This window comes from Blastococcus sp. CT_GayMR19, assembly GCF_004570385.1.
Lineage (GTDB): Bacteria > Actinomycetota > Actinomycetes > Mycobacteriales > Geodermatophilaceae > Blastococcus_B.
The window spans coordinates 125,501-137,794 of the sequence record NZ_SPQL01000006.1; the positions used below are offsets into that span (position 1 = coordinate 125,501).

Genomic DNA, 12,294 nt, shown 5'->3' on the forward strand with positions numbered 1-12,294 from the left:
CCTTCCCACCGCCCTCTGAAAGGCCCTTCTCAGTGCTTCGCACCCACGACGCCGGCACGCTCCGCGCGTCCGACGCCGGTTCCACCGTCACCCTCGCCGGCTGGGTCGCCCGCCGCCGCGATCACGGCGGCGTCGTCTTCCTCGACGTGCGGGACGCCTCCGGCTACGTCCAGGTCGTCGTCCGCGAGGAGGAGGCCCACCACCTCCGCAACGAGTACTGCGTCCTCGTGACCGGTGAGGTGCGCCGCCGTCCGGAGGGCAACGAGAACCCCGAGCTCCCGACCGGCGAGATCGAGGTGGCGACGACGTCGCTGCAGGTGCTGTCGGCGTCTGCGCCGCTGCCGTTCCCGATCGAGACCGACCAGGCGGCCGGGGACGACGTCCGCTACGCCTACCGCTACCTCGACCTGCGCCGCCAGGGCCCGGCGAAGGCGCTGCGGCTGCGCTCGGAGGTGAACCGGATCGCCCGCGGGGTGATGGCCGGGCACGGGTTCGTCGAGGTGGAGACGCCGTCGCTGACCCGTTCCACCCCGGAGGGCGCCCGCGACTTCGTCGTCCCGGTCCGGCTGCAGCCCGGCAAGTGGTACGCACTGCCGCAGTCGCCGCAGCTGTTCAAGCAGCTGCTGATGATCGGCGGGCTGGAGCGGTACTACCAGATCGCCCGCTGCTTCCGGGACGAGGACTTCCGCGCCGACCGGCAGCCGGAGTTCACCCAGCTCGACTTCGAGATGAGCTTCGTCGAGCGGGACGACGTCCTGGCGATCGCCGAGGACGTCGTCCGGGCGCTGTGGCGCGAGCTGGCGTCCTACGACGTGCCGGAGATCCCGCGGATGACCTACCGCGAGGCCATGGACCGGTTCGGCTCCGACAAGCCCGACCTGCGCTTCGGCATCGAGCTGACCGAGCTCACCTCCTACTTCACCGACACCCCGTTCCGCGTCTTCCAGTCGCCCTACGTCGGGGCCGTCGTCATGCCCGGCGGTGGCTCGCAGCCGCGACGGGCGTTCGACGCCTGGCAGGACTGGGCGAAGTCCCGCGGTGCCAAGGGCCTCGCGTACGTCACGATCAGCGAGGACGGCGAGCTGGGCGGGCCGGTCGCCAAGAACATCTCCGACGCCGAGCGCGGAGGCCTGGTCGAGGCCGTCGGCGCGAAGCCGGGCGACTGCGTCTTCTTCGCCGCAGGCCAGCGCCGGTCCTCCCAGGAGCTGCTCGGCGCCGCCCGGAACGAGATCGCCAAGCGCCTCGAGCTGATCGAGCCCGGCACGTGGTCGTTCCTGTTCGTCGTCGACTTCCCGATGTTCGAGCAGACCGAGAGCGGCGACTGGACGTTCATGCACCACCCGTTCACCTCGCCCACGCCGGACTACCGGGAGTCCTTCGCCGAGAACAAGGGCGAGGCGCTGTCCGACGCCTACGACATGGTGATCAACGGCAACGAGGTGATGAGCGGCTCGGTGCGTATCCACGACGCCGGGCTGCAGGAGCGTGTGTTCGAGACCCTCGGGATGTCCCGCGAGGAGGCCCGCGAACGGTTCGGGTTCTTCCTGGAGGCGTTCGCCTACGGACCGCCGCCGCACGCGGGTGCCGCGCTCGGCTGGGACCGGCTCTCGGCGCTGCTGACCGGCGTCGACTCGATCCGCGAGGTCATCGCCTTCCCGAAGACCGGCGCCGGGTTCGACCCGCTGACCGGCGCGCCGACACCGATCACCGACGCGCAGCGCACCGAGGCCGGCATCGACGCCAAGCCGGAGGAGCCGCCGCTGCCGGGCCACCCAGGCGCGCCCGGGCCGAGCAACCCGACCAGCTGACGCCGGTTCCGAGTTGATCATCGGGTTGTTGCCGCCCGGTTGAGCGCGCCGGCGCGTGTCGGCGGCAACAACTCGGTGATCACGCTCCGGGATGCCAGCCGCGGCTGACGAGCGCCCGACGCGTGCGATCCAGCAGAACCGTGGGGCCGTTGACGTGGCGGGACGCGAAGCGCAGCGTCAGCCATCCGTCGGCGGCCATCAAGGAGTAGCGGTCGATGTCCCGGCCGAACTGATCGCGCTCTGCGTGGTGTCGACCCTCGTACTCCAGTGCGACCCGCCACCGTGCATAGCCGAGATCAGCATGGGCCACCTCGCGGCCCCATCGATCGTGGACGGGCAGCTGCGCCTCCGGGTCCGGCAGGTCGCTGATCAGGAGCCAGTAGCGCATGAGGCTCTCGGGACGGGACATGGCGAGCGCCGAGATCATCTGTGCGCATGCCCGTGCGCGGACGACTCCCCGTACCCGATCGGCCCGGGCGAGCCGGCGCGCCAGCCCCTCGGCGGTCAGCAGCCCGCGGCGGATGAGAGCGTCTCCGATCACCACGAGCTCGGCAGCCGAGGTCCTTCCTGCCAGGTCGAGATACGTCTGTTCGCCCGACGTGACGCGTAGCCCCTCGAATGCGACGACGTCCTCGTCCTCGAGCTGCCGGACGTGCATCTGCAGCCCGCGCCGCTGGGGTAACACCTTCTGTGCGGGCACCACCGCATGAACGGTGGGGGAGCACCGGGTCGGCAGCGCGTACAGCTCTGCCGCCGTCTCCAGCCCGAAGGCGGCACCGGCCGGTAGGACCCGGGACCACGCACGGCACCGCTCGGCGAGGGTGGGTTCCACCACCGACGAGAGATAGACGCCGCGGCTCACGCGCAGGCCGTCAGCGACGATCTGCCTTCTCCGGGCGCCGCCGTCGAGGGCTCCCCGCCATGTGTAGACCGAGCCCAGTTCGACGTCTTCCATCGCCGAACCGTGCGGTCTCCGAGCCGCGGCCGGGCCGGAGAGGGGACAGCTGTGGACAGCGCTCGAGGCTGTGGACGGCGATCATCGAGTTGCTGCCGCTGACACGCGTAGCCACGCCGCAGTCGGCGGCAACAACTCGATGATCAACTCGGGGGGTGGGCGGGGCGGGCGGGCGGGGGCCAGGTGGCGTTGAGCCTGGCGAGCTGGTCGTCGGTGAGCTTCAGGTCTGCAGCGGCCGCCGAGTCGATGATCGACTCGGGCCGGGAGGCGCCCGGGATGGGGAGAACGACGTCGGCCTGCGCCAGGTGCCAGGCCAGCGTCACCCGGTAGACCGAGACGTCGAGCTCGTCGGCGACCTCCGCGAAGGCCGGGGCGGCGGCGTCCAGCGAGCCGGCCGCCGACACCCCGCCGAACGGGCTCCAGGGCAACCACGCCAGCCCGGTGGCGGCGCAGTGCGCCAGCTCGTCGGCCGAGGACCGCCAGCCGGGCGAGAACTGGTTCTGCACGCTCACGAGGGCGTCGCCGCAGATCGCCCGGGCGGCGTCGATCTGGGGAATGTCCGCGTTCGAGATGCCGACCATCCGCACCAGGCCGTCGTCGAACAGCGAGCGCAGGGCGCCCATCGACTCCTCCCACGGCGTCGCGGGGTCGGGCCGGTGGAACTGGTAGAGCCCGATCGCCTCGACGTGCAGCCGCCGCAGCGAGTCCTCGCAGGCCCGCCGCAGATAGGCCGGCGACCCGTCGAGATCCCAGTCCCTGCCGCGCCGCGTGTGCCCGCCCTTGGTCGCGACGAGGACGTCCGCGCGCCCGTACGAGCGCAGCGCGTTGGCCACCAGCTCCTCGTTGTGCCCGAACTCGGCCTCGTCGCGGGAGTAGGCGTCCGCGGTGTCGATGAGGGTCACCCCGGCGTCCAGCGCGGCATGCACCGTCGCCTCGGCGTCCGACGGCGAGGGCCGGGGCTGTTTCGTGGAGAGCGGCATCGCGCCGAGGCCGATGGCCCCCACGGCCAGGCGGCCCACGGTGTCGTTGCCGATCGATCGCTGCTGCACGGAAGCAGTCGTGCCCCGCGGGTAGCTTCTGAACCGTGAGTTCGCTGTTCGACGACCCCGCGGAGGCCGCCGCCGAGGCCGCTGTCGACGCCGGGGCTCCGCTCGCCGTCCGCATGCGGCCGCGAGCGCTCGACGAGGTCGTCGGCCAGGAACACCTGCTCGGGCCGCGCGCCCCGCTCCGCCGGCTGGTGGAGTCCGACGAGCCCATGTCGCTGGTGCTGTACGGCCCGCCGGGAACCGGCAAGACGACGCTGGCCCACGTCATCTCGCTGGCCACCAAGCGGCAGTTCGTGCAGCTGTCGGCGCTCGACTCGGGCGTCAAGGAGGTCCGCGCGGTCATCACCGCCGCCAAGCGCGAGCTCACCTACGCCGGCCGCCGGACCGTGCTCTTCATCGACGAGGTCCACCGGTTCTCCAAGACGCAGCAGGACAGCCTGCTCAGCGCGGTCGAGGACCGGATCGTCAGCCTCATCGCCGCGACCACGGAGAACCCGTTCTTCTCCGTCGTCAGCCCGCTGCTGTCCCGCTCCCTCGTCCTGGCCCTGCAACCGCTGAGCGACGACGACATCCGCGCCGTCCTGCAGCGCGCCCTCACCAGCGACCGCGGCCTCGACGGCGCCGTCACCCTCACTGGGGAGGCCGAGGAGCACCTGCTCCGGATCGCCGGTGGCGACGCCCGGAAGGCCCTGACCGCGCTGGAGTCCGGCGCCGGGGCTGCAACGTCCGCCGGCACCGACGTCCTCGACCTGGCGACCCTCGAGACCGCCGTCGCCCAGGCGGCCGTCCGCTACGACCGGCAGGGCGACCAGCACTACGACGTCACGAGCGCGCTGATCAAGAGCATCCGGGGCAGCGACGTCGACGCCGCCCTGCACTACCTGGCCAGGATGGTGGCGGCCGGTGAGGACCCGCGCTTCATCGCGCGGCGACTGGTCATCTCCGCGAGCGAGGACATCGGCATGGCCGACCCGACGGCGTTGCTGACCGCGGTCGCCGCCGCCGACGCGGTCGCCTTCATCGGCATGCCGGAGGGGCACTTCCCGCTGGCGCAGGCCGTCGTCCACCTGGCGACGGCCCCGAAGTCCAACGCCGTCACCGTCGGCATGAGCGAGTCGATGGCCGACGTGCACGCCGGACTCGCCGGACCCGTGCCGCCGGGGCTGCGGGACGCGCACTACGCAGGGGCCAAGAAGCTCGGCCACGGCAAGACCTACGACTACCCGCACGCCCATCCCGACGGCGTCGTCCCGCAGCAGTACCCGCCCGATGCGCTGGTCGGGAAGGACTACTACCGGCCGACCAACAGGGGCGTCGAGGGTCGGCTGGCGGAGCGCCTGGCCAAGCTCCGCGCGATCATCCGCCGCACGCGCTGACCAACCGTCCACCGACGGACGCCTCTCGGGGCCCACGACTACTGTGACCACGCCGGGCCGACGCCCGCCCGAGGCAGAAACGACCGAGGAACAGGAGACCCCGCGTGTCCCCAGGAGAGTGGGCCGGACTGATCGCCGCCCTGGCCTTCGTGCTGCTGGTGGTGTTCCTCGCCATCCCCCTGCTCAAGCTGGGGCGCACGCTCGACGAGACGACGCTGACCGTCCGACAGGTGCGCGAGCAGAGCGCGCCGATCCTCGGTCAGGCCAGCACGACGGTCGCGCACGTGAACAGCAACCTCGAGCGCGTCGACGACATCACCGGCAACGCCGCCAACGTCTCGAGCAACGTCGCCGCCCTGAGCAGCGTCGTCGCCGCCACGCTGGGCAGCCCGCTGATCAAGGTCGCCGCCTTCAGCTACGGCGTGCGCACCGCGGCGAAGAAGAAGCGTGAGGGTCAGGCCGTCGCCGACGCGGCGGCCCGGGACAAGGAGGCCCGTCGCGCCCGCCGGGCCGAGCGGAGGAGCTCCTGATGCGCCGCCTGTTCTGGCTCGCCATGGGCATCACGATCGGTGCCCTCGTCGTCCGCAAGCTCTCCCGCGCCGCGGAGAAGATGACGCCCGCGGGCATTGGCGCATCCATAGCCGAGGGCCTGCGCGAGCTCGCCGACGCGATCGGTGACTTCGGCGCGGACGTCCGCGCCGCCGCCGCCGACCGGGAGGCGGAGCTGCGGGCGGGCACGGGGCTGGACGCGCCGTTGCCCACCGGTGACCAGGTCCAGCTGCCCGGACGGCGCGGCGCGCACTCCGCCTGACGCCCGGTCCGCACGCCGCCCGACGTGGACGACCACCTACCTCCGGCCGGAGGCACCGAGCAGCCCGCTCCGGCGCCGGCCCCGCAGAACTGAGTAGACCTGATGCAGACCGCCGAGATCCGCCGCCGCTTCCTCGAGCACTTCGCCCAGCGTGAGCACACCGTCGTCCCGAGCGCCTCGCTGATCTCTCCCGACCCGACGCTGCTGTTCACCGTCGCCGGGATGGTGCCGTTCATCCCGTACCTCACCGGCCGGGAGCCGGCGCCCTTCCAGCGGGCGACCAGCGTGCAGAAGTGCGTCCGCACCCTCGACATCGAGGAGGTGGGCAAGACCACGCGGCACGGCACGTTCTTCCAGATGAACGGCAACTTCTCCTTCGGCGACTACTTCAAGGAAGGCGCGATCTCCTACGCCTGGGAGCTGGTCACCGGGCGGATCGAGGACGGCGGGCTCGGCTTCGACCCCGACCGGATCTGGCCCACGGTCTACCTGGACGACGACGAGGCCTTCGACGCCTGGCACCGCGTCGCCGGCGTCCCCAAGGAGCGGATCCAGCGGCGGGGCAAGGAGGACAACTACTGGCACACCGGCGCCCCCGGGCCGGCCGGTCCCTGCTCGGAGATCCACTATGACCGCGGTCCGGAGTTCGGCCCCGACGGCGGCCCGGAGGTCGACCTCGCGGGCGACCGGTTCCTGGAGATCTGGAACCTCGTCTTCATGCAGTACGAGCGGGGCGAGGGGGAGGGGAAGAACTTCCCGATCCTCGGCGAGCTGCCGAAGAAGAACATCGACACCGGCATGGGCCTGGAGCGGGTGGCCTTCCTGATGCAGGGCGTCGACAACATGTACGAGATCGACGAGGTCGCGCCGGTGCTCCGCCGCGCCGCCGAGCTGGCCGGGGTCACCTACGGCCGCGATCACGCCGCCGACGTCCGCCTGCGCGTCGTCGCCGACCACGTGCGCAGCGGGCTGATGCTCATCGGGGACGGCGTGACGCCCGGCAACGAGGGCCGCGGGTACATCCTGCGCCGGCTGCTCCGCCGCGCCGTCCGCTCGATGAAGCTGCTCGGCATCGACGAAGCCACGCTGCCCGAGCTCCTGCCGGTGTCCCGGGACGCGATGTCGGCGAGCTATCCGGAGGTCGCCACCGACTTCGCCCGGATCTCCTCGATCGCCTACGCCGAGGAGGAGGCGTTCCGGCGCACGCTCTCGGCCGGGACGACGCTGTTCGACACCGCCGTCGACCAGGCCAAGAAGGCTGGGACGCCGGCGCTCTCCGGCGAGCAGGCGTTCAGCCTGCACGACACGTTCGGCTTCCCGATCGACGTCACCCTCGAGATGGCCGCCGAGCAGGGCGTGACCGTCGACGAGGAGGGCTTCCGCGCGCTGATGAAGCAGCAGCGCGACCGCGCCCGCGCCGACTCCCGCGCCAAGCGCACCGGCGCGGTCGACGTGCTGGCCTACCGCCGGCTGCTCGCCGAGCACGGTCCCACCGACTGGCAGGCGTACGACACCCTGCGCACCGACTCCCGCGTGCTCGCCGTCGTCTCCGAGCTCGCCGGGGAGGACGACGGCGCGACCGTCGCCGGCCCCGGCGAGATCACCCGGGTCGTCCTGGACCGCACCCCGTTCTACGCGGAGTCCGGCGGCCAGGTCGCCGATGCGGGCGTGCTCACCTGGGACGAAGGCACCGCCGAGGTCCTCGACGTCCAGCGGCCGGTCAAGGGCCTGGTCGCGCACCAGGTCCGCGTCCTGGAGGGCGAGCTCCGCGAGGGTGCCGAGCTCACCGCCGAGGTCGACTACGAGTGGCGGCTGTCGGCCTGCCAGGCGCACTCCGGCACGCACGTCGTCCACGCCGCGCTGCGCCAGGTCCTCGGCCCGCAGGCGCTCCAGTCGGGCTCCTACAACCGGCCGGGCTACCTGCGGCTCGACTTCGCCTGGCAGGGCGCGCTCAGCCAGCAGCAGCGCAGCGACATCGAGGACGTCGCCAACGCCGCGGTCCGTGCCGACCACAAGGTCACCGCCTCTTACATGACGCTGCCGGAGGCCCAGGCCTTCGGGGCGCTGGCGCTCTTCGGGGAGACCTACGGCGAGCAGGTGCGCGTCGTCGAGATCGGCGGGCCCTGGTCGCGGGAGCTCTGTGGTGGCACCCACGTGCGGGGCAGCGCGCAGATCGGCACGCTGGCGCTCACAGGGGAGTCCTCGGTCGGTTCGGGGTCGCGCCGGGTGGAGGCCGTCGTGGGGCTCGAGGGCTTCCGCTACCTGGCCCGGGAGCGCGACCTGGTCCGCCAGCTCGCCGACCTGCTGAAGGCGCCGCAGGACGGGCTGGTCGAGCGGGTCAGCGGGATGCTGGCGCGGCTGCGCGACGCGGACAAGGAGCTGGCCGAGCTGCGCGGCCAGCAGAACCTCGCGGCAGCGGGCTCGCTGGCCGCCTCGGCGCACGACGTCGGCGGCGTCACCGTGGTCACCGGCTCGCCCGCCGGCCTCGGCGGGGGCGACCTGAGGACGCTCGCCCTGGACATCCGGGGCCGGCTGCCGGACGCCGCGCCCACCGTGGTCCTGCTGGCGTCGGAGTCCGGTGGCAAGGTGGCGCTGGTGGCAGCACTGAACCCGGCCGCGCTCGCGCGCGGACTGTCGGCCAACGACCTGCTCCGGGCTGCTGCCCCGCCGGTCGGGGGCCGGGGTGGCGGCAAGGCCGACGTCGCCCAGGGTGGCGGAACCGACCCCGCGGGTATCCCCGCGGCGTTGCAGGCCGGCGAGCAGGCGGTTGCGACCGCCACTGGGAGGTAGACCAGCGTGCCTGATCGGAACGATTACAACCCCGAGGACACCGGTCCCGTCGGCGGACGGCGGCGCGACCTGCCGGCCGTCCCACCGGCCCGGCCGCGTGCGACCACACCTCAGCCGACGTACCACCCGACGACCGAGCTCGACCTCGGCCGCGGGTTCCCGCCGCCGGTCACGCACGAGACGAGCGAGATCGATCTCAGTGGCGGCTGGCCCGAGCACTTGAAGGTGCCGCCCCGGCGGGCGTCGTCGCGCCCGTCCGGCCGGGTGCTGGGGGTCGACGTGGGCACGGTCCGGGTCGGCGTCGCTCTGTCGGACCCGACCGGCACGATCGCCAGCCCGCTGGAGACGCTCCATCGCGCGAAGGACGAGTCCGATCTGGACCGGCTCGCGGCGCTCGTCGTGGAACACGAGGTATCAGAGGTGGTGGTGGGAGAGCCGAGGCATCTGTCAGGTGCGTCGGGCGCTTCCGCCCAGGATGCCCGTGCCTACTCTGAGGCACTGGCCAGTCGCGCAGCGGATGTGCCGGTGTACTTGATCGACGAAAGGCTCTCCACCGTGACCGCAGCCAGTCACCTGCGCGCGGGCGGCATCGACAGCCGCAAGCAGCGTCCGGTGATCGACCAGGCGGCCGCGGTGGTGATCCTGCAGCAGTACCTCGACAGCCGGCAGACCCGATCATGACCGGCTCGGCGGGGCGCTGTTCGACAGCACCGCCGCCGGGCGAATCGCCGGCGTGCGCCAGCGAGGAGGACACATGACCGATCCCAGCGGATCGCGCGGAGGCCGACATTCGTCCGGCTTCCCGGAGAGCCCGTTCACGGCCGGCCACGAGTTCCGCGCCGACTTCCCGGTGCCGCGCACTCCGGGCTTCGCCGCCCCGCGCTACGAGGACGCCCGCTACGAGCCGCCGCTGTGGACCACCGCGACCGCGGGCTCCGCGTTCGACGCATCCGCGCACACCACCGGGGGCCTCCGTTCCGGCTCCGGCCTGCTCGACCGCCGTCCGGACGAGACCGGCCCGCTCGTCGAGCCCGAGTGGTGGTCCTCTCCCGGTGCCGAGCACCTGGGCGGTCCCCTGACCGCACGGCACAGCCGTGACGAGCCGCCCGGCCGGGGCGCCTGGGGCTCCGACCCCCGCACCGGCCCCGCATCGCCCCATCCCTCCGCCCCGCTCCCGCCGATGCCCCCGGGCGTGTGGGACCGGCTGCAGTCCCGCCACGGCGCGCCGGGCGACGACGCCGCGACCGTGGCGCAGCCGCTCGTCCCCGGGGCGCCCCCGGTGTCCGAGGAGCCCGGCGCACCGTCGGACGAGGAGACCGAGGCGCACCACCTCGACCCACGCGCCTGGGAGGACCAGACCGGCGGGCTGGACGTCATCGGTGCCCACGTCGCCGAGGACGCGCCCCGTCCGCGCGGACGCCGGGCCCGCCGCGAGGCCGCCGAGGCCGCCCGCCGCGCGGAGTACGAAGCCGGCGAAGACCTGGAGGCGGCCGGCCTCGAGCCGGACGACCTCGAGCACGACGTCCTGGGTCCCGACGGCCTGGTGCGCGACGAGCACTTCGGGGAGGACATCCCCGTCAAGCCCTACGACCCGCGTTCCAGCCGCGCGCGCCGGCGCCGGCGTCCGATCGCGATCGTGGTCTCGCTGCTGCTGCTGGCCGGGCTCGTCGTCGGCATCGTCGTCGGCGGGCAGCGGCTGCTGACGCTGATCGACCCTACGTCGCGCGACTACACCGGGCAGGGGACAGGAACGCAGGACATCCGCGTCAGCGAAGGTGAGACGCTCAGCGACATCGCGCGGACCCTGGTCGACGCCGGCGTCATCGCCTCCGCCGGCCCGTTCGTCGTGGCCGCCGAGGCCAACGCGGAGTCCAAGGGCATCCAGCCCGGTGTCTACGCCCTGCGGAAGCAGATGAGCGGGCAGGCAGCGCTGGATCTGCTGCTCGACCCCGCGGCGCGCCAGCTCTCCCGGGTCACCCTGCCCGAGGGGCTCACCGTCCAGCGCACGCTGGCCCGCCTCGCCGAGGCGACCGGCCGGCCGGAGGCGGAGTTCCAGGCCGCGGCCTCCGACCTCGCGGCGCTCGGCCTGCCCGCCTACGCCACCGGCGGCCTCGAGGGCTTCCTCTTCCCGGCCACCTACGACGTCGAGCCCGACGACGCGCCGGCGGACATCCTGCGGCAGATGGTCACCCGCTCGGTGCAGATGCTCGACCAGCTGCAGATCCCGGTCGAGCGTCGGCTCGAGGTCGTCACCAAGGCGAGCCTGGTGCAGGCCGAGGCGGGCTCGGTGGAGGACATGGGCAAGGTGGCCCGCGTCCTGGAGAACCGGCTGGCCGACGGGATGGCCCTGCAGCTCGACACCACGGTCAACTACGCCAACAACAAGGGCGGGATCACCACCACCGCCCAGGACCGGGCCAACCCCTCGCCGTACAACACCTACGTGCACGCCGGCCTCCCGCCCGGGGCGATCAGCAACCCCGGTGAGGACGCGCTGCGGGCGGTGCTGGCACCCACCCCGGGCGACTGGCGCTTCTTCGTGGTCGTCGACCCCGACACCGGGGAGACCCGGTTCGGGGCCACCGCCGAGGAGCACGAGCAGAACGTGCTGCTGTTCCAGCAGTGGCTGCGGGAGAACCCCGAGGGATGAGGACAGCGGGATGAGGACAGCGGGATGAGGACGCGCGGGATGAGGACGGTGCGGTGAGGGCAGCGGTCCTCGGTCGCCCCGTCAGCCATTCCCTCTCGCCGCTGCTGCACCGGGCCGCCTACGCGGCACTGGGGCTGGCCGACTGGACCTACGACGCCTTGGACGTGGGCGCCGAGGACCTCCCGGAGCTGCTGGCCGGGCTGGGGCCGGAGTGGCGGGGCTTCTCCGTCACGATGCCGTGCAAGCAGGCGGCCGCGGCGGTCGCCGACGTCGTGGAACCACTGCCCCGGCTGCTGGGGGCGGCGAACACGCTGATCCGCACCGACGCCGGCTGGCGTGCGGAGAACACCGACGTCAGCGGCGTCGGGATGGCCCTGCAGCTGGCCGGCGTCGAGGAGGTCGGTGAGGCGGCGATCGTCGGTGCCGGCGGCACGGCGGGCGCGGCGGCCGTCGCCCTGGCGTCCCTGGGCGCGGCGCACGTCGAGGTCGTCGTCCGGGATCCGTCGCGTGCGGCGGGCCTGACCCGGGTGCTGGACACGCTGGGCGTCCCGGTGACCGTCTCCCGGCTGGCCGACGCCGTCCTCGACGCGGCCGTGGTGGTGAGCACCGTCCCCGTCGACGCCCAGCCCGACGTCCTGGACCTTCCCTGGCGGGGCGGCCAGACCGTGCTCGACGTCCTCTACGCGAACTGGCCCACGCCGCTGGCGCAACGGGTGGGCGAGGTGGGCGGGACCGTCGCCGGGGGGCTCGACGTGCTGTTCTGGCAGGCGACCCTGCAGGTGGAGCTGATGACGGGGCAGCCCGCGCCGATCGCCGCCATGCGGGCGGCTCTGGACGCCGCCGTGGGCCCCCGCTGAC

10 protein-coding genes are annotated in these 12,294 nt (G+C 73.0%); 8 read left to right on the top strand and 2 right to left on the bottom strand.

What is annotated here, in order from left to right; genetic code table 11:
• Window positions 1–32 precede the first annotated feature (32 nt).
• Entirely contained in the window at window positions 33–1,808 is a 1,776-nt protein-coding gene (gene aspS / locus E4P39_RS10550) for an aspartate--tRNA ligase (RefSeq protein ID WP_135136472.1), read from the top strand.
• A gap of 79 nt (window positions 1,809–1,887) precedes the next feature.
• Here the strand turns inward: aspS and E4P39_RS10555 are convergent, their stop codons facing one another.
• Both E4P39_RS10555 and E4P39_RS10560 read right to left on the bottom strand, forming a co-directional pair.
• Window positions 1,888–2,763 (bottom strand): hypothetical protein, encoded by an 876-nt coding sequence (locus E4P39_RS10555; RefSeq protein WP_135136473.1) that lies wholly within the window; start codon window positions 2,761–2,763, stop codon window positions 1,888–1,890.
• A 143-nt stretch (window positions 2,764–2,906) separates the two neighbouring features.
• A complete protein-coding gene (locus E4P39_RS10560; RefSeq protein ID WP_135136474.1) occupies window positions 2,907–3,812 on the bottom strand; it encodes an aldo/keto reductase in 906 nt (301 codons plus the stop codon).
• A gap of 35 nt (window positions 3,813–3,847) precedes the next feature.
• Here E4P39_RS10560 and E4P39_RS10565 point away from each other — a divergent pair, with 35 nt between their 5' ends.
• The 7 genes from E4P39_RS10565 (at window position 3,848) to E4P39_RS10595 (ending at window position 12,293) form a co-directional block, all read left to right on the top strand.
• Complete coding sequence (locus E4P39_RS10565; protein WP_135136475.1) at window positions 3,848–5,185, top strand: replication-associated recombination protein A; 1,338 nt, start codon at window positions 3,848–3,850, stop codon at window positions 5,183–5,185.
• A gap of 104 nt (window positions 5,186–5,289) precedes the next feature.
• A complete protein-coding gene (locus tag E4P39_RS10570; RefSeq protein WP_135136476.1) occupies window positions 5,290–5,715 on the top strand; it encodes a DUF948 domain-containing protein in 426 nt (141 codons plus the stop codon).
• Window positions 5,715–5,996, top strand: coding sequence for a hypothetical protein (locus E4P39_RS10575; RefSeq protein WP_135136477.1), 282 nt, complete (start codon window positions 5,715–5,717; stop codon window positions 5,994–5,996). The genes E4P39_RS10570 and E4P39_RS10575 overlap by 1 nt, the downstream gene beginning before the upstream one ends.
• A 102-nt stretch (window positions 5,997–6,098) precedes the next feature.
• A complete protein-coding gene (alaS, locus tag E4P39_RS10580; RefSeq protein ID WP_135136478.1) occupies window positions 6,099–8,786 on the top strand; it encodes an alanine--tRNA ligase in 2,688 nt (895 codons plus the stop codon).
• 6 nt (window positions 8,787–8,792) lie between these two features.
• Entirely contained in the window at window positions 8,793–9,467 is a 675-nt protein-coding gene (gene ruvX, locus E4P39_RS10585; protein ID WP_245159761.1) for a Holliday junction resolvase RuvX, read from the top strand.
• A gap of 73 nt (window positions 9,468–9,540) precedes the next feature.
• Complete coding sequence (gene mltG / locus E4P39_RS10590; RefSeq protein WP_135136479.1) at window positions 9,541–11,436, top strand: endolytic transglycosylase MltG; 1,896 nt, start codon at window positions 9,541–9,543, stop codon at window positions 11,434–11,436.
• Between the two features lie 53 nt (window positions 11,437–11,489).
• The gene (locus tag E4P39_RS10595) at window positions 11,490–12,293 is read left to right on the top strand and encodes a shikimate dehydrogenase (protein WP_135136480.1); all 804 of its coding nucleotides are present in this window, start codon (window positions 11,490–11,492) and stop codon (window positions 12,291–12,293) included.
• Window position 12,294 lies beyond the last annotated feature (1 nt).